Origin of the sequence: Pelagicoccus mobilis, assembly GCF_016595505.1 — a bacterium.
GTDB lineage: Bacteria > Verrucomicrobiota > Verrucomicrobiia > Opitutales > Opitutaceae > Pelagicoccus > Pelagicoccus mobilis.
The window spans coordinates 1-18,926 of the sequence record NZ_JAENIL010000086.1 but is presented as its reverse complement, the minus strand read 5'-3'; the positions used below and the strand labels follow the sequence as shown (position 1 = coordinate 18,926).

The window sequence follows — 18,926 nt, the reverse complement described above, 5'->3', positions numbered from 1 at the left end:
GATCAACTCTTAACCTAACACACCATGATCACAGTACTCTCTTACTCAGCACTCGTTTTTGCAGCTCTCGTATGCACAACTATCCAAGACTGGAAACGCAGCCACTAATCAGAAGTAGTCCCAACGCGGATACAATCCAACTCGCTACAAGTTCCCACACAGCCGACTGAGCGCCTCATCGCTCACGTCGGCTGTTTCTCTTTTTAGCGGTCGCAGTCAGTTTCCTGCCGAACTCGTGGTATTCACTAGGAACTTGACCGAACCTCGACGAGGCGAAAGAAACAAGAGTCCCATCCATGACCGAGAAAACCAACAGAAAGTGCCAAATCATTGAAGTCGCATCCAAGCTCTTCTTCGAGCAAGGCTACCACGCGACCGGCATCAAGCAGATCATCGAGGCTGCCGACATCGCCAAGGGCACTTTCTACTCCCATTTCAAGTCGAAAGAAGAGCTCGGCCTAGAGTGGCTAGAATGCGGAAACCGAAAGTGGAAAACCTGCCGCGACTCCTTCCTCGAGCAATTCGCCACCCCTAAGGAAAAACTGATCGCCCTCTTCGACTATCAAGCCAAAGGAGCCGAAGAATGCAGCTACCGAGGGTGCGCCATGCTCAACATGCTCGCTGAGACTCCCGAACTAGGCTGCCCCATGCGTAAAGCCATCCGCGGCTACAAAAAGGGCTACCTCTGCTTCATTCGCGAACTGGTCAACCAGCATTTGCCGGACGCCTCCGACGACGACCGCGAGCAACGCGCCGGCGCCATCTATCTCCTTTCCGAAGGCGCCACCGTAGCCGCGCAAAGCTTCTGCAAGACCGGCCCCATCGATATCGCCAAAGTCCAAGTCGAAAAGATCCTCGCGGAATAAAGCCGCAAACTCGTTCGTCTCAGGAACAGCCCGCCTAAAGAAGTTGTCAGGCAGGCCTAACCCGATAACAACAAAACGAATGAAAAAGACCACCCTCGTCGCCGCTCTCCTGATCACCCTACTCGGCTTCGCCTTCACCATGGCAGACGCCGCCGACAAATTCGTCGGCAAACCAGGTCCAGAATTCCACGTCGAAGAATGGGTCTCCTCCCAGGCCGACACCGATGGAAAGTATATCCTCATCGACTTTTGGGCGACCTGGTGCGGGCCCTGCGTACGCGGCATTCCCCACATGAACGAGCTTCACTCGCAATTCAAAGACAAGGTCGCCATCGTCGCCGTCTCCCGCGAGTCCCGCGACAAAGTCGAAGCCATGAAAAATCCCGTCATGGACTACTACAGCGCCATCGACAGCCAAGGCCGCATGGGACGCTTCTTCGAAATCCGAAGCATCCCGCACGTCGTCCTCATGGATCCCGACGGCATCGTGCTCTGGAAAGGCCACCCCGGCGGACTTTCCAAAAGCAAACTCAAGTCCCTGATCTCAGACAGCTAAATCGACAGTCAGGTCAAATCGATTTCCCAAGGCTCCCTCTCAAAACAGAGGGAGCCTTTTTCATCCCACCCAAATCCTATCCCCATCCCAAATCCTAATCCTAATCCTAATCCTAATCTTAATCTTAATCTTAATCTTAATCTTAATCCTCCCACCACACCCTAACACCTACCCAACAACAACTTACCGACCTCTCGCATCCACCTAAAAATTCTTTTCTAGCAATTTTCCATCAATTTGGAAAAGTATTGGCAATCAATCCGACCGACCGGTCGCTTTACAGGTATCAACAGCAACCGGAACACTTTCAAACAGCCATGAAATCCAACATCGAATCTACCCCCACTCCTTCAGTCGCCGAACTCTTCCGCCAAGGCCGCAACTACGCCTATGGCTTCACCCGCAACGTGCACGACGCGGAAGACCTCGTCCAGCAAGCCTGGCTCAAGCTGGCTCAGAAGTACGGCGAAGTCACCGACCGACGCCTCCTCTACCGAGCCATCCGCAACCTTTTCATCGACGGCGTACGCCGCTCCAAGATCGTCCAGTTCGACTCCCTCGAGGACCGCGATTTCGCCATCGGCCGAGAGCAGAGTTTCGGAGCCAACACCGACATCGACTCTCTGCTAAGCGTGCTCAACGACAACGAGCGCACCTACCTGAAGATGAACGTGGTCGAAGGCTACACCGCCTCCGAGATCGCCAAACGTACCGGCGTCCCGCGCGGCACCATCCTCAGCCACACCCACCGCGCTCGCAAAAAACTGCACAAGCACTTCGACTCGGAGTTCAGCCAACAAAACGAAGAGCTCGCAGTAGCCGTATAGCCCACCAACAAATCTTCTCAAAATTTCCCGGGACCTGCCGCTCCATCCGAGCCAGGTCCCTTTTTCATTTACAAGTTCACAGTCTCGCCACCACCCGATCCGCAACACTGATTCCCACCAAGAGACAGACAAAAAATACCACAACCGGCAGGTTCGCCTGACCGAGGTTGGCAATCGCAGGCCCCGGGCAAAGGCCGACCATCCCCCAGCCAACTCCGAAGCAAACATTCCCCGCGAAAAAGCGAAATCCCATCTTTTCCGGATCAGGACCGGAAACGAACTTATGGGGAAGCACCTTTTTCCCAACTCTCGTCCCCAAAAAATAGATACCCACCGCCGGTCCGAGAACAAACAACATCGTCATATCCCACTCCCCCAAAAAATCGAGAAAGCCCCTCACCTTCGAAGGCTGAGACATACCCGAGACAGCGAGCCCCAACGCAAAAAGCGCCCCCGCGACAAACGCCAGCAAGTAACGACTCATCCCAAACCTCCCCCCATCAAAAACACCGTCGCCGCACCCGAAGCGATGAAAACCACCGTCGCCACGATCGAGTCGCCCTCCAGATTTCCCATTCCACACAAGCTGTGACCACTCGTACAGCCGCCCGCAAACCGAGCCCCCGCCCCCACAAGAAGCCCCGCCAACGCGATCAAACCAAGCCCACCGCTAGGAACCTCGCTGATCGCAACCGGATACACGCTAGGCAGCAAAAGCGCCACCAAAGCCATCCCCGCCAGAAAAGCCAGACGCCAATCCGCCACTTTCGGACGAAAACTCAGAGCTTTGCTAAGAAATCCGGAAATCCCCAGCGGCACCCCAATCCCAAGTCGTACCACCAAAGCAGCCAGCCCCAGCAGCACCCCTCCAATCAGACCCAAAACATAGTCATGCATCCCCGAAGTAGACCGCGTATCCAGCCCCCCGTCAACTCGTCACGCACTCCGCCTTCTCTGATGTAAGAACAAGACAAACCCCGACCTTTGCTTCGCGAACACTAGCCTCATCAGTTTGCAAATACCGAACTTCGAGACAGCGTTAGACACAATCCAACCAAAATCCCTCGATGCAAACACCACGCCCTAAAACACGTCGCACCTTCATCAAAAACGCCGCTCTCGGCCTCACCGCAGCAAGCGTTCTCCCACGCACCTTCGCGAAAGAGTCACCCCAACCCGACATGTCCCTCTCCTACCAAGACCTCCCCCAATGGAGAGGCTTCAACTTCCTCGACTTCTTCGTGCCAAACCCAGCCCACGCTAGAGTCAAAACCCCTGAAGAACACTTCAAGTGGATGCGAGACTGGGGCTTCGACTTCGTCCGCATCCCCATGGCGTATCCATATTTCCTCGACATCGACTACTCCAAGGACATCACCCCCGAAGAAGTCTACAAATTCTCCGAAGAAAAGATCGCCCATGTAGACCGCATCGTCGAAGCAGCCAACAAATACGGCCTCCACGTAAGCCTCAACCTTCACCGCGCCCCGGGCTACTGCATCAACGCCGGCTTCCAGGAACCCTACAATCTCTGGAAAGACCAAGACGCGCTCGACGCCTTCTGCCACCACTGGGAGCTCTGGGCCAAGCGCTACAAGGGCATCTCTCCCGACCTCATCAGCTTCGACCTTCTCAACGAGCCTAGCCTGCGCGAGGACATGAACGACCAGCACGGCAAACGCGAAGCCGTCCCCGCCGAGACCTACCACCGGGTCGCCAAAGCCGCGGTCGACCGCATTCGCAGCATCGCTCCCAACCACCTCATCGTCGCCGATGGCAATTCAGGCGGACACGTCGCCGTGCCTGAGCTCGCAGATCTCAAGATCGGACAAAGCTGCCGCGGCTACTGGCCCTTCAACATTTCCCACCACAAAGCCCCTTGGGTCTACAAAGACCCAACCGGCCTCCCCCCCCCCAAATGGCCGGACGGCCCCGAAGCGAACCGCGAAGCCCTGATCAAATTCTACCAGCCCTGGTTCGACCTCAAGGAAAGCGGAGTCGGCGTGCATTGCGGCGAATGCGGCTGCTACAAGGAAACGCCACACGACGTCTTCCTCTCATGGTTCGGTGACGTCCTTAGCGTCCTCGCCGAGCGCGGCATCGGATTCGGTCTTTGGGAAATGACCGGCGATTTCGGCTTCCTAAACTCCGGTCGCTCCGACGTGGACTACGAAGACTGGTACGGCTACAAGCTCGACCGCAAACTGCTCAACCTCCTCCAATCCGTATAGGAGGGCAACGTCGTTGCCAACAACCAGATCCGAATGAAACAAACCCTTCGTTCGTGCAACGAACCCTACGTCGAGCAAAGCGAGACCCTGACAATCCCAAAGCCATGGCAAAAACTAAACTTGCAGCTTGCGTGAGACACAGTTGTTCCGTCGTTACCGTGGTGCCTGGATCAAACTGAAACACACCCGTAACCACAAGGCGCATTGCAGCATTGCCAACACCGGGCCGTAGGATCTAGTTCCTTCGACCACACCATGCAATACTCCGAGGAATACCGCGCTGAACTAAAAGACCTGCAACGCGAGCTCGTACTGCTCCAACAACACGTCGTCCGAAACAAGAAACGCCTCCTCATCATTTTCGAAGGCCGCGACGCCGCCGGCAAAGGCGGCGCCATCCGCCACTTCACCCGCCACCTCAACCCACGAGCGATGCGCGTCATCGCTCTTCCCAAGCCAACCGAGAAAGAAACCGGCCAGTGGTTCTTCCAACGCTACTTCCTCGGCCTGCCCAACCCCGGCGAGATCATCTTCTTCGACCGCAGCTGGTATAACCGGGCCGTCGTCGAACCAGTCATGGGCTTCTGCTCGTCCGAGCAATACGAGGAGTTCATGCTCCAAGTAAACGACATCGAACGCATGCTTATCAACGACGGTATCCAGATCATCAAGTTCTGGTTCTCCATTAATCGCGACGCCCAGCAAGGCCGCTTCCAATCCCGTAAGTCAGACGTGCTCAAGCAATGGAAACTCAGCACCGTCGACGCCCTTGCCCAGGAGAAGTGGGACGAGTTCACCTTCTACAAAGAGCAAATGTTCCAGCGTACCCACACCCTCAAGTCACCCTGGGTCGTGGTAAACGGAAACGACAAAGCGCAAGCCCGCTTCGAATCCATCCGCTACGTCCTCTCCCAGTCCGAGTACGACCGAAAAGGCGAAATCGGCATCCGCCTCGAACCCGACCCCAAGCTCGTCAAACACTACGACATCGAGTACCTGGAATCCAAACGCATCGCCGACAAACAGCTAGCGGTCTAGAAACGCCTTCAACGTGAGGCCATGTCGTCTCAGAAGCTCTTCCTCAATCATCCGCAACTGCTTGCCAGGATTGAAGAACGCTTCCGACCACCCATAGCCCGAGCAAGCCGTATCCGCGATCCAATCACCAGAGCGATCCTGCCCCCACCACTCGCGATAAGCACGCTGAGCATCCGGACAAATATGCATCTCAGCTTCGTTGAAATGAGGCGAGTAGTAATAGTCAGGCGGCAACGCATTGATCAACGTCTCAAAACAGTGGATACGTACCATCGCTCCACTCCGCGAGAAAGCGGCAATTCTCGCTAGCCCATACACCGCCGCCAAAGGCGCCACCAACTCAATACGCTCCAAGTTGGGAAATCTGCGGGCAAGTTCCTCAACCAATCCCACGATCACCGTACCGCTCGCCACACTATCGCCCAGAACCGCCACCTTCACTGCATCACGCTCCGCCTCGCTCAGATCCCTGTCCTTAAAAACTGTCAGCTCCATTCGCCTCCCCAACCCAGGAACCAAAGCATCCGACACATGATGGGCATCGACCACAATCTCGTCACACAAGCGACCGCCCACCTCGAGCACAGCCTCGCCCAGCCCATATTTCATCCCTTCCCGCAAGATCGGCAAAGCCACGATCTCGCCGTCCCCATAATCGGAGAAAACTGCCCCAAAACTCGGCGAACGCATACAATCCCGCACCCCAGCCATCACCAAACGCGTCCGAGCCGCCCCCAGTATGAACTGCCCCGGAATCAATCCGTTCCTGGCAAAAGAGTTCGAACAACCAAGCGTATCCAAAATTCCATTCAGCCCCGAACGCCCATCGGCTTCCCCCAGATACATGAAGCGCTCCGTCGCCTCGCTATGCGTCAGGCAAAGCGGCAGCTCCTTGCCATCAGCCAGCTTCAAAGCGCCAGTCCGAAACGCCAATGCGGATCGCTCCACATCCTCCAGCTGAACCACTCCAGACAAACCCGCCTCGTTTCCAACCTTGAAATCGAACCTATGCTCATAAGCCATGTCTTCTAACCCCAAAGATTTCGCGACGAGAGACAAGCCTAGGCAAACTCCTCAACGGGATCTAATGCAAGAACGACATCCGCAGTTGACCAAGGCTAACCCCTGAACGATTGTAAAAAACTCCGCCCGGAGAAAAGCCCAAGCCCCGGGCACCGAGATCCCCCATCTCCCCAAACAAGCTACCGCAACCCATGATCTTCCAAAAACGATCCGGCGCCCTGTCCCCACAGCGTCCGATTTTCCATTTCCTGACCGCAACCATCGCGGCCGCCGCCCTCGCCCTCGCCAGCCAGCTTCAAGCCAGCTTTATCGACTCGAGCGAGGTCGCCGGCATGGACGACTTCGAGGTCGTCACGCGAACCCCGGCTGACTTCGTCGTCCGCGGCGGCACCCCCATCGTCATGGACTTCGACGGCAACGGCTGGCTCGACCTCTACATCATTCGCTACCAGCTCGACGACCTTATCTACCTCAACAACGAAGGCGTCTTCACAAAAACCGTCAACCCGCTCGGCCTGGATACCAAAAACGGCGGCAACGCAGGCGCTTGGGCCGATATCGACAACGACGGAGACAACGACATGATCGTCGCCGTTGCCGACGCCAAGAGCCACCTCCTTTACCTCAACAACGGCGACGGCACCTTCACCGAATCCGCCGCCGAACGCGGCCTCGACCTCACCTCCGACCACAAGGACCACCAAGCCACCGCCGTCACCGTCGGCGACATCAACCGGGACGGCTATCTAGACGTCATCATGGGCAGCTGGGGCATCGACTACGAGGAAGACTCCCGCACCGACTACCACGGCCTCTTCCTCAACCAAGGCGCATCAAACCCAGGCCACTTCACCAACATCACCGAAGATTCCGGCTACCTCTTCACCGGAGAAGGCATGGTCATCTTCGCACCCGCCATCACCGACCTCGACCAAGACGGCTGGCCCGATATCGCCACCACCTCAGACTACAGCACCAGCGCCCTCCACTGGAACAACGCCACCGCAGATCCCTCCTTCACCAACTCCACAACCGCTTCCGGAGTCGGAATCGCCAACCACTCCATGGGTACCGCGATCGGCGATATCGACAACGACGGCGACCTCGACTGGTTCGTCACCACCATCGCCATCACCCGAGACATCAACGGAGAAATCAACCCGCTCTACATCAATCAAGGCGGTCGACTCTTCCAAAACCGATCCGTCGAAGCCGGCGTGTCTTTCAGCGGCTGGGGCTGGGGAACCAATATGTTCGACTACGATCTCGACGGAGACCTCGACATCGTCGCCGTCAACCAAGAGGACGTCACCCCAGAAGGCCCACTAGACCACGGCCGCATGTTCCTCTGGCGAAACGACGGAAACCTAGAGTTCACAGACGTATCCAGCGTGGAAAACGCCGACCAGCTCGCCCGCGCCGCCGGCATCGTCACCTTCGACTACAACAACGACGGAGCCCTCGACATCTTCTTCATCAACGACCGGACACGCTCCCCCATACTCCGCAACACCACGCCGCTCCAAAACCGCTGGCTCAAAGTAGAACTCGAAGGAACCGTATCCAACCGAAACGGTATCGGCGCTCTCATTACAGTCCAGCCCACCGAAGACGGTGCCTCCTACATCCGCGAGTTCAACCCCACCAACGCCTACCTCGCTCAGCTCAGCCCCTACGTCCACTTCGGCTTTCCTTCAGCCCAAACCACCCTTCACAAAGTCACCGTCAAATGGCCCAGCGGCATCGAGCAAGAGCTCACCGACGTATCCACCGATCAGTTACTAAGCATAACAGAAGACGATAGCCTCCTTGCCGGCGACACGATTCCCGCCTTCACCACAACCCCATCGTCACAAGTCGCGACCCGAGGGGAGCCTCTCACCCTTTCCGTAAGCTTCGAAGAAAACCTCCAGCCACGAGTCACTTGGTTCCGCAATGGAGCTCTGCTCGCCGGAGTCGAAGGACTCTCCATCACCTTCGACAACATGCAGCCCCGCAACGCCGGCACCTACCACGCAGTGGCCACAAACTCAGCCGGCTCCACCACTTCCGCCGAATTCATCGTCGGCGTACGCTCCGACTTCACCGACAAAAACATCGCCCGCCAGTGGAACGAACTCGTCCTCGACTGCGCCCGTATCAACTTTCCGGATCCCCCCATCGTCGCCCGCACCTTCTACCACTGCTCGGCAGCCATGTGGGACACCTTCTGGGCCTACCAGATAAACGGCTGGGGCGACGCCCAGCACCTCTTCCAGCGCGAAGCGCTCAGCTCCGACGACTGGCACGGCGACCGCGAAGCATCCCTCGCCGAGGCAATGTCACACGCCGTCTTCACCGTCGCCTCCGAACGCTACCGCAAGGGCTTCAACAACCAAGCCATCCTCTACTCTCTCGCCGACTTCATGGTTCAACGCGGATACGATCCGGAAAACCTGACCACCGACGGCAACTCCCCCGCCGCAGTCGGAAACCGCATCGGCAACGCCATCCTGAGCCAAGCCCTCAACGACGGCTCCAACGAAGCCAACGACTACGCCGACACCAACGGCTACGCCCCGAAAAACGAGCCGCTCACCTACGGAAGCTCCGGCGTAACCCTCGCCGAACCCAACCATTGGCAACCCCTCAACCTCCCCCGCTCCGTCACGAAGAACGGCATCGAACTCGGTTCCGAAATCCAGCAATTCCTCGCCCCAAGCTGGAATTGGGTCACCCCCTTCGCCCTCGAAAAACCAACCGACTCCTCCATCCTCATCGACCCAGGCCCCCAGCCTCTCTTTGGCGAAGACACCCACGTCCAACTCATCGAGGAACTCATCGAAGTCGTCCGCGCCGCCTCCATCATGGATCCCGACCAAAACGTCATCATCGACATGTCGCCCGGCTCCTTCCAGCAGAACAACTCCTACCTCACGCAAGACGGAGAAGGCCACCCCATCAACCCTTTCACCGGCCAGGCTTACGAAGAAAACCTCGTAAACCAGGGCGACTACTTCCGCCTCACCGCCGAATTCTGGTCAGACGGGCCAGGCATCGAAGGCCCTCCCGGCGTCTGGAACATGCTGCACAACCAAGTTTCCGACGACCCTCGCTTCGAACGCAAACTAGGCGGTTCCGGCCCCGAACTCAGTCCGCTCGAATGGGACGTGCACGCCTACCTCGCTCTCAACGGAGCCTTGCACGACGCCGCTATCGCCGCTTGGACCATCAAAGCAAAGTACGACTCCGTCCGCCCCATCTCCATCATCCGCTACGTCGCCGAACTCGGCCAATCGAGCGATCCCAACAAACCGAACTACCACGCCGACGGCTTCCCGCTCGTCCCAGGTCTGATCGAACTCATCACCGAAGAAACCACAGCCGAAGGCCAAAAACACGCCCACCTCAAAGAATTCATCGACGAACTCGCCCTCTACTCATGGCGCGGCGTTCCCAACAACCCCGACGAAACAACCTCAGGCGTCGGCTGGGTGCGGGCCGCAGACTGGGCCCCATATCACCTGCCTACCTTCCCAACTCCAAACTTCGCCGGCTACATCTCCGGACACTCCACCTTCTCTCGAGCAGGAGCCGAAGTCATGTCCATGCTGACTGGCTCCGCCTTCTTCCCAGGCGGCATCAAGGAATTCACATTCCCGGAAGGAGAGTATCTAAACGTCGAATACGGACCGAGCACCGAAGTCAAAATCCAGGTCGCCACCTACTACGATGCAGCAGACCTTACCGGCGTCGCCCGCATCTACTGCGGCGTCCACATAGCCGCGGACGATTTCGTCGGACGCAAAGTCGGAGCCCGAGCCGGAGTCGATTCCGTTCTCAAAACCCTCGCCCTCCGCCAAGGTCAAAGCGCACCAACTGGTCTCGGCACAACTCAGCTCGCACTGAACGGACCAACTCCACGCCTCGACTACACCGCCCCTCACGGGCTACCACTCCGTTCAATCTCCTCCCTCGATCAAATCACTCCAGAGTCACCAGCTGGAATTTACTTCACCCCAGGAGAGAGCGACCAGGTCAACATCACCTTCCACCAAGGCCCCGTGAGTTCCATAGAGGCCACCGCCCCAGCGAGCCCCTCCGAACCACTTGAATTCATTTTCAGGATACACTCAACCGAGCCCGTCACGCTCCTCGCAACAGGAGACGCGGGAGAAGAGTCCACGCTCACCGCACACAAACTCGAAGGAGCCCAGTTCTCGCTCCTATCCAGCAACCGCAATTGGATCGAGCACCCACGAGCCTCTCTCTCTTCTATTTTCACAAACCGTCGCGACTTCGCAGGGCAAGAGCTAGACGCCCATTCCACCGCCATCCCACTGCAGCTCTCCAGCGGCATCTACCGTCTCCAGCTCTCGCCAGACATCGCGATTCCAGAAAGCCCTCCCTCGGTGACCCTTCGCCTAGAAGTCATCACCGATCAGGACATGTGATCCCAAATCACTCAACCCGCACCACCGAGACATCGTCCACAATGAGCGTGAAATGTCCGCTATAAATGCGGAAACCCAGCACATACTCGCCGCCTTCGCTCGCCTTAAAGGTAATTTCTCGCGTCGTCTGATTCCACTGGTTTGGCGTCCCCGATTTCCAAGTTCGATAGTCCATCATCACCTCTCCCGTATCCGCATTATAGATACTCATCTCAGTCGTGTAGCTATCAATCCCATCCAAGTCCTTGCCATAGTGCCAAATCGAGAACTGGTAAGTCCCGCCAGCCTTCACCTCGAAGCGACCTCCCTTGTGGCGAAGATTCACAAGCTTGTCTCCCGCATCGTCATCATAGACCGCTTGGATCGCATATTGCCCGCCATGCACAGGATCCTGCACCGAACTAACCTTCGCAGGAAGAGTCGTCCCGTTGTCATCCCTTTGCAGCTCCCAGCCTGAGGCGTCGCCCTTCTCACCGTCCCCATTTTTACCGGCCACCAGATTCGCGTCAGACACGCTGCCGTCTACCGGTTCATCCGATACGCCACTCACTTCTCCCCCCGAAACCCCGATCACCGAAACCGGCGTATACGAGAATACCAGCGACTGACCGTCGGCCGCAGGATTCGCAAGCCTCAGTTTCCAAACAGACCCGTCCTCCACATCCGCTTCCAAGCCAGCCAAACTCACCGCGTTCCCACCCAACGAAACCGCCATGCCCGACAACTCCTCAAGCGGCTCCGTCAACTCGCCATCAAACTTGAGTCGAATCGACCCCTTGTCCTTTGCAAGCGTAGCCGAAACGAAAGCCACTTCCTGAGGGATAGCCAACCTCTCCACCAAACGGAAAAACCGGAATCCACTCAGAGCCAGATTCTGCAACTCGAAGCTCTCCGTCACCGGAGCCAAAAACGTCTCCATCCGCTCCCAGTTCACTAGATCAGTCGAACCAAGCAACTGATGAGCCCGCCCCGGCGTCAAATCGCTGAAAAGAAAATCCCCGGTACGATCTCGACCATCGAAACGGTACTCAACATCCGGCACATCCTCATCAAACATCGACTCACCCAATTCCCAATCAGGTCCCGGCACCCAAACGTATCCACCCCTCTCATACGCCCCGATATCCGGAGCGGCTCCAACGTACTCCTCCGTTATCCCAGGAATCACGCGACCTCCATCAACCGCGCAGCTCCCCTCCTTCGGCACAAAAACCTGCGCCTCAAAATCCTCAAACGGATCCGCGTCCAGATCGACCACGCAGCTATTCTCGACCGAGTTCGCATGAAACTCGTCATGATTCGAGAGCGTGTTGAAAAGGTTCACGTTGAAAAACTCATAACCATTCACCCAACGCGCCATCGCGCGACTGTTTGGCCCCTCGTTCGCCCAAATCGTATTATTGTGCAATTCCAGGTCACGCCCCTCCCAGTTGATCTGAATATTCGACCACTCGAGATTCCAGAACACATTGTGATCCACCGTCACCCCGACCGTTGAATTATCCAGATAAACACCCGTCGCCTTGTAGCTCTCGTAGTTGTTGTTTCGCGACTCGATGTCGTGTATCCAATTATGGTGAATGCGCGTTCCACGGTACGTCCCGCAGCACATATAAACCCCGCCACAGTCGTCATTAATCAGATTCGCATGGTGGATGTTGTTGTAGCCCAACTCGAGATCCGTTCCGCCCCCACGCACACAATCTCGTCCTGCATTGAAAATCTCATTACGCATAATGAAATTCGTATCCCGCATCTCCACAGGCGAAGAATAGCATCCAAGATAGTCGAAATTCCCAATATAGTTGTTATCCACCAAATTGCCTTGCCCGCGCACGATCACACCACTGCCAGCCCCCCATTGGATGTCGTTTCGGTACACAACGTTTCCGACCGAGTTGCTATCCATCTTGATCGAGGCATGAGGAATCACCGCCGCCCTGTTTACCCCAAGCGTATGGCTCCCGTAGTAGATCCGACAACTTCGCACCTCACATTCCTCCGCGTTCCCAAGGTCTATCGCTCCCCCAAAAAACTCGATGTTCTTCAACACAATCCCATTCCGACCTCTGAGATCAGCTAGTACCGTCCGACGCCGTACCAGCACCTCTCCCGTATCCGGATTCCCACCACCCGGCGCCTTAAAGTAGAGCTTGTCGGAATCCTCGTCCACATACCACTCGCCCTCCGCATCCAGCGCCTCGTAAGTATTCATCAGATAGAACTCGCCCCGATCCATCGGACTGTGCGACCCCGCAAAATCCCAATCATCCGGCAACTCCGCAAAGTCCACCTTCCCTGACTGAGATCCCGTCACCGGCACCCGCCAAGACGTCCAGCGGTTCTTGCCAAGAAAAAGAATCACTCCCCCATCCGCCCAATTCTGATCCGGGATGCTCTCGTGACTCACCGACGAATTCGTTCCCGTCGCCCAAACCATCTCCAGATCGAACAAATCATCGTTCGTCTTGTTCGGCCAACGGGCCAGCTGCATCATCTTCTGGTTGAAAAAGACCTGATTCTCCTCCCCCAAACTCCACGCCAGATCCGCCACATAAGTGCTCCCCTCATGCGCGCTCCATCCCGACAAAGGCTCAAACGCGCTCAGCGTCACCGCATTGTTCGGATAAGCCCGAAACGTCAGGTCATCAGCCCCCGGCACGATCGGCTCGCGGTAAACACCCTCCATCAGCCAACACACGTCCCCCTCATCCATTTGCGAGACCGCATTGGCGATCGTTTGAAACGGAGCCTCGAAACTGCCCACGGCGTCGTCACTGCCTGCCGGGGAAACATAGACGTCCTTGGCCGCCGAAAGCGAAGAAAGCGACAAAGCAAACGCAGCCAACGAGACTGAGAGAAAGCGGAAAAATGCACGCATAAGTAGATATGGGGTCGGGGTGAAACCAGCTTAACCCAAACGCTAGGCGGCAGCCAGTCCCACTGCCAAGCCACATTAGATGGAGAATATTCCCATCCCTTGCAGAATATGAAACCTCCCTCAGCCTCTACCTTAAGCTATCTCGACTCCACTCACAGTATCTGCCAAGCTCCCTCTTTAAATCAGCCCAGCCTCACAAGCGTTCCCTAAGTACGCACTGACCCAACTTTCCACTCGCCCTATGCCCGACCCACGCATCGCCAAACTCCGCGAATCGCTCGCCACCCACATCCACGGAAAACCGGATGCCATCGACTCCGTGATCACCTGCCTCATCGCCGGCGGGCACGTCCTCATCGAAGACGTCCCCGGAGTCGGCAAAACCACCCTCGCCTACGCCCTGTCTCGCGCCTTCGATAGCGACTTCAACCGCATCCAGTTCACCTCGGACCTCATCCCATCCGACATCATCGGCGTATCCATTTATCAAAAACCGGAGTCACGCTTCGTCTTCCATCCCGGCCCCATCTTCGCCAACGTCGTTCTCGCCGACGAAATCAACCGCTCCTCCCCCAAATCCCAATCCGCCCTCCTCGAAGCGATGGAGCGCGGCCTCATCACCGTCGACGGCGAGACCCATCCCATCGAACGCCCCTTCGTCGTCATCGCCACCCAAAACCCAGTCGACTTCGAAAGCACCTTCCCGCTACCCAACGCCCAACTCGATCGCTTCCTCATGCGAATCTCCATGGGCTACCCCGACGCCCAAGCAGAGAAAACCATGCTCCGCGCCGGAGCCCTTCACTACGATGACATCCAAGTCCCGCCCGTAGTTGAAAAACAAGACATTATAGAACTCCAAACACTCGCCAAAGAAGTCTTCATCGAAGAAGCCATCTACGACTACATCCACGACATCGTCGCCAAGACACGCCACCACCACGCCATCGAAGTCGGCGTCAGCCCACGCGGAGCTCTCGCCTTCAAGACAGCCGCCCAAGCAGCCGCCCTCATCGAAGGACGCGATTTCGTCTCCCCACAAGACATCTCCAATCTCGCCAAACCCTGCCTCGCCCACCGCCTCCGACTCCGCGAACGCCACGGGATCGACCTCGACTGGAGCGCCGCGGCAGAGCTCATCGGAGAGATCGTCACCGCGCTCCCCCTCCCCCACCAAACCGACTAGCAGGAGGGCAACGCTCCGCCGTTGCCAACAACACGTGGGAAACAAAACGCACCGCACGCCGACCACCGCCAAGCCCCAAGACTCAGGCCTGGTCATCCTTCGGCTCGGCATCACCTCCCTCGTCTCCTTCCTCCTCTTCCATATCGACTTCCTCGCCCTGACCACCAGCGCTCTGCTCGGCACCTACCTAGCCTCGAAGCTTATCGGGCAAATGTCGCTCTCTCGAGTCGCGATCACAATATCCACAAAGCAACTACGCACCCAAAGCGACGCCCCCCTCCAAGCCCATCTCCACATAACCAACCACCACCGCTTCCTCCCCGTATTCCACCCCACCGTCAGCGTGCGCGAGCAAGAGTCACTCCGCATCCAAGCATTCCAATTCCACGGCATCATCCCGCCCGGCCAATCCCAAACCCTCGCCATCGACCCCAGCCTAAGCCAACGAGGCCTACGAAAACTCGAAGCCTTCGCCCCCCGCACCCGCTTCCCCTTCGCCCTGCACGAGACCACCGCCCAAACCCAAGCCATCACCAAAGAAATCATCGTCTGGCCCAAACCAGCCCCCCTCGACGTCGACTCCATCTTCAACGAACCACCGCTCTTCCGCTACAACACGATCGGCGAACAAGTTCAAAACACCCAAGAGATCGAAGCCGCCCGCATCCGAGACTACCATCCAGGCGACCCCAAGTCGCAGATCAACTGGAAGCTCTCCGCCAAACTCGACAAGCTCACCATCATCGAACCGCGCGACGAGCGACAAGAACGCTACGAGCTGCACCTCGACACCTCCACCCTATTCTGGCCAAGCGAGCTCGCCTTCGAACGCATGCTCAAGCAAGTGAGCACCCTCGTATCCGTACTCTTACGACGAAAGCTCCTCCAAGCGATCACCATCGACGATCTCCACCTCCCGCTCGCCACCCACCAACAGAGAAACAAATTCTTCGATACCCTCGCAACCCTGCAGGCCACAAAGCGAGACCCGGATCAGCCCGAACGCCAACGCCGCAACCACCTCTGGATCCTCCCCGCCCCCAACTCCCAAATCACGCTCGCCTCCCAATGGAAGATCAAGCCCAGACACTCCTCGCCCACCTGATCGCCACGCCCCTAAACAGCCCCAACAGCAGCCTTGCCAATCCCCCGCGACCGTCCCAATCTAGGCACACTTTCGCCCCACGCAGCCAGTTCTCACAACTAGCAGCGCCGCAAACCGTAAAATCCGCTCAACCATCACCCGACTCACCTTGAAGGACTCCGACAAAATTCACCTCCTGATCGTCGACGACGTACTGAAAAACATCCAGTACATCGGCCGCCTCCTGCGCGAGAGCATCAACTGCCGGATCTCCGTCGCCCAAAGCGGACAACAAGCGCTCGAAATCGTAAAAGCCACACCGCCCGACTTGATCCTGCTCGACGTCATGATGCCCGGAATGGACGGCCACGAAGTCTGCCGCAAACTCAAGTCCGACCCCACGACGGAATCCATTCCCGTCATCTTCCTCACCGCCAAAGTCGAAGAAGAGGACGTCGTGGAAGGCCTCAAGGCCGGAGCCGTCGACTACATCACCAAACCCGTCCGCCCCTTGGAGTTGCTGGCCCGCGTCGACACCCAAGTGAAGATCAAGGAAAAGGACACCGCGATCCGCAACCAGAACAACAAGATAAGCCAGCTCCTGCACGTGCTTTGCCACGACATCTCAAATCCCCTCAGCTCCGCCTACACCGTTTTCCAAACCCTCAAGTACGCCACCTCTGAGGAAGACATGGCAGAACTCCAAGACCTCGCCCTCACTTCCTTCCGAAACGCCTTCAATATCATCGACGACGTCCGCGAATCCCTCGCCCTCGAAGAAGGCAAAAACGAACTCGAACTCTCCCGCCACAACGTAGTCGACCTCCTGCTCACCTCGCTCTCCATCCTGCAAAACAAGCTTAAGGAGAAAAACATCGAGGTGTCACAAGCATTCAACTACGACGGCGAAATTCTGGTCGAAGCCACCGCCTTCACCAACTCCGTCATCTCAAACATCCTCACCAACGCTATCAAGTTCTCCTATCGCGATTCCGCGATCAGCATCAGCACCCAGCAAGTCGAAGATCAGATACAGATCGCAATCTCCGACCAAGGCACCGGCATTCCCGAAGACATCATCGATAGCCTCTTCGATATGCAGAAAACCACCAGCCACCTCGGCACCGAAGGCGAAAAGGGAACGGGCTTTGGCATGCCGCTCGTCCAGCAAACAATACTCGCCCTCAACGGAAACGTATCCATCGTTTCAAGACACGAAAAAGAGCACCCAGGCAATAGCGGCACAACCATCACCATAGAGCTCCCTCTTCCCGCCAAGGAAGACCCAGCATGAAGGGCCGCACCTCTCGCGAAAGACGTCGGAACATACGTTCAGGCATTATTTTCAATCTAATACTTGTCTTACTCTCGACAAGCCTCGGTTTCTGGGTACTCAGCGGCATCAAGCAAGTTCAGCTCGAGACTTTAGCGGATTCACTCGACACCAATCGCCAGACAACGATGCACGCATTCTGGTTCTGGAACAGGCGTCACATTACCGTACTGGAAAACATAACCAGCGATCCGCTATTCCTCGAACTCACCAAACGCCAACTAGAAGCCCATCGCGAGAATCGCCCCCTCGACAACGAGACTCTAGCCAAACTACGAGACTACCTCTCCAAACGCCTCTACGATAAGGAATTCCCGCCCGGTGGATTTTTCCTCATCGCCCCCGACAATACCAACATCGCCTCCACTCAAGGTGAAAATGTCGGCAACCAAAACCTGATAAAAATCCACAAACCAGAGCTCTTCGAACGCGCTTTCCAAGGCGAGAGCCTCTTCATTCCCCCCATTCCCTCCGACATCCCTTTCGAAAACATCAGGAACATCCAAGGACTCGACACCCCCTCCATCATGTTCTTCATCGCCCCCATCAAGGACGAGGACGGAACCACAATCGCAACCCTAACCCGCCGCCTAAACCCTGAAGGCACACTCAGCTTCCTCACCAGCCAAGCCCAATTAGGCAATACCGGAGAAACCTATCTCTTCGACAAAACCAGCCAATTGCTAACAAACAGCCGCTTCGAATCCCAATTAAACGAAGCAGGCATCCTCGACCCGCAATACCAAAGCATCCTCAGCATCAAGCTCCTCAACCCCGGGCGCAACCTCCTCAAGCAACCAGGAAAGCCGCTCGACCCAGAATCCCTGGAATTCACCGAAGTGGTCCAATCCGCTATCAAAGGTAAAACCGGGCGAAACCTGAAAGGCTACAACAACTATCTTGGCGTCAAAGTTGTCGGATCATGGATTTGGCTGAAAAGACAGGAGATCGGCATCGTAGCCGAGATCGACCTAGAAGAAGCCCTGGAGCCCTACCGGCTCGCTCGCTCCATAATCGTCTTCGCCTTAGGCTCCACCACACTCGCTTCTGTCCTCTTCACCATATTCCGGATACGCAGCAGCGAACGAACGCGCCAAACCCTCGAGTCCATCAACGAAAAGCTCGAGGTCCGTATCGAAGAGCGAACCAAGGATCTCATCAAAGCCAAAGAGGAAGCCATAAACGCCAACAAGACCAAGTCCGTCTTCCTCGCCAACATGTCACACGAGATCCGGACCCCCATGAACGCCATCCTCGGATACTCGCAGCTCATGCAGCGCGACGACCAGCTAACCGAAAATCAGCGTGACAGCCTCGACACCATCAACAGAAGCGGCGAGCACCTCCTCACCCTCATCAACGACATCCTCGAAATGTCCAAGATCGAAGCCGGAAAAGTAACCCTAAAGCCAGCCCCCTTCTACCTGCCCGCCCTCCTCGAGGACATCCTATCCATGCTAAACGCCAA

The 18,926-nt window shown here is 56.9% G+C and carries 14 protein-coding genes; 10 read left to right on the top strand and 4 right to left on the bottom strand.

Annotation, left to right across the window (positions count from 1 at the left end):
* Window positions 1-296 precede the first annotated feature (296 nt).
* The 3 genes from JIN87_RS26235 to JIN87_RS26225 all read left to right on the top strand — a co-directional run bounded on the left by JIN87_RS26235 (window position 297) and on the right by JIN87_RS26225 (window position 2,249).
* On the top strand, window positions 297-866 hold the full coding sequence (locus tag JIN87_RS26235; RefSeq protein WP_200359344.1) for a TetR/AcrR family transcriptional regulator: 570 nt from the start codon (window positions 297-299) through the stop codon (window positions 864-866).
* Between the two features lie 79 nt (window positions 867-945).
* Window positions 946-1,422: a TlpA family protein disulfide reductase gene (locus JIN87_RS26230; RefSeq protein ID WP_200359342.1), complete on the top strand. Its 477-nt coding sequence runs from the start codon at window positions 946-948 to the stop codon at window positions 1,420-1,422.
* Window positions 1,423-1,739: 317 nt separating this feature from the next.
* Window positions 1,740-2,249, top strand: coding sequence for an RNA polymerase sigma factor (locus JIN87_RS26225; RefSeq protein WP_200359340.1), 510 nt, complete (start codon window positions 1,740-1,742; stop codon window positions 2,247-2,249).
* A 76-nt stretch (window positions 2,250-2,325) separates the two neighbouring features.
* Here JIN87_RS26225 and JIN87_RS26220 read toward each other — a convergent pair whose 3' ends face one another.
* Both JIN87_RS26220 and JIN87_RS26215 read right to left on the bottom strand, forming a co-directional pair.
* Entirely contained in the window at window positions 2,326-2,733 is a 408-nt protein-coding gene (locus tag JIN87_RS26220; RefSeq protein ID WP_200359338.1) for a DUF6691 family protein, read from the bottom strand.
* On the bottom strand, window positions 2,730-3,146 hold the full coding sequence (locus JIN87_RS26215) for a YeeE/YedE family protein (protein WP_200359336.1): 417 nt from the start codon (window positions 3,144-3,146) through the stop codon (window positions 2,730-2,732). The genes JIN87_RS26220 and JIN87_RS26215 overlap by 4 nt, the downstream gene beginning before the upstream one ends.
* Window positions 3,147-3,316: 170 nt before the next feature.
* Here JIN87_RS26215 and JIN87_RS26210 point away from each other — a divergent pair, with 170 nt between their 5' ends.
* The gene (locus JIN87_RS26210) at window positions 3,317-4,480 is read left to right on the top strand and encodes a glycoside hydrolase family 5 protein (protein WP_200359334.1); all 1,164 of its coding nucleotides are present in this window, start codon (window positions 3,317-3,319) and stop codon (window positions 4,478-4,480) included.
* A 255-nt stretch (window positions 4,481-4,735) separates the two neighbouring features.
* Window positions 4,736-5,518 (top strand): polyphosphate kinase 2, encoded by a 783-nt coding sequence (gene ppk2 / locus JIN87_RS26205; protein WP_200359332.1) that lies wholly within the window; start codon window positions 4,736-4,738, stop codon window positions 5,516-5,518.
* Here the strand turns inward: ppk2 and JIN87_RS26200 are convergent.
* Window positions 5,507-6,556, bottom strand: coding sequence for a hypothetical protein (locus JIN87_RS26200; RefSeq protein WP_200359330.1), 1,050 nt, complete (start codon window positions 6,554-6,556; stop codon window positions 5,507-5,509). The genes ppk2 and JIN87_RS26200 overlap by 12 nt on opposite strands.
* A 176-nt stretch (window positions 6,557-6,732) precedes the next feature.
* Here JIN87_RS26200 and JIN87_RS26195 point away from each other — a divergent pair, with 176 nt between their 5' ends.
* Window positions 6,733-10,974 carry an FG-GAP-like repeat-containing protein gene (locus JIN87_RS26195; RefSeq protein ID WP_200359328.1) on the top strand — a complete coding sequence of 1,414 codons (4,242 nt, stop codon included), beginning with the start codon at window positions 6,733-6,735 and terminating at the stop codon, window positions 10,972-10,974.
* 7 nt (window positions 10,975-10,981) lie between these two features.
* On the opposite strand, the gene JIN87_RS26190 is transcribed toward JIN87_RS26195, so the two are convergent.
* Window positions 10,982-13,855, bottom strand: a complete 2,874-nt coding sequence (locus tag JIN87_RS26190; protein WP_200359326.1) for a right-handed parallel beta-helix repeat-containing protein — start codon at window positions 13,853-13,855, stop codon at window positions 10,982-10,984.
* 241 nt (window positions 13,856-14,096) lie between these two features.
* Here JIN87_RS26190 and JIN87_RS26185 point away from each other — a divergent pair, with 241 nt between their 5' ends.
* The 4 genes from JIN87_RS26185 to JIN87_RS28860 form a co-directional block, all read left to right on the top strand.
* A complete protein-coding gene (locus JIN87_RS26185; RefSeq protein WP_200359324.1) occupies window positions 14,097-15,041 on the top strand; it encodes an AAA family ATPase in 945 nt (314 codons plus the stop codon).
* A 34-nt stretch (window positions 15,042-15,075) separates the two neighbouring features.
* Window positions 15,076-16,146: a DUF58 domain-containing protein gene (locus JIN87_RS26180; RefSeq protein ID WP_200359323.1), complete on the top strand. Its 1,071-nt coding sequence runs from the start codon at window positions 15,076-15,078 to the stop codon at window positions 16,144-16,146.
* A gap of 148 nt (window positions 16,147-16,294) precedes the next feature.
* A complete protein-coding gene (locus JIN87_RS26175; RefSeq protein WP_200359321.1) occupies window positions 16,295-17,419 on the top strand; it encodes a hybrid sensor histidine kinase/response regulator in 1,125 nt (374 codons plus the stop codon).
* On the top strand, window positions 17,416-18,926 hold a 1,511-nt coding region (locus JIN87_RS28860; protein ID WP_325176413.1), incomplete at its 3' end, for a cache domain-containing protein. The genes JIN87_RS26175 and JIN87_RS28860, both read left to right, overlap by 4 nt.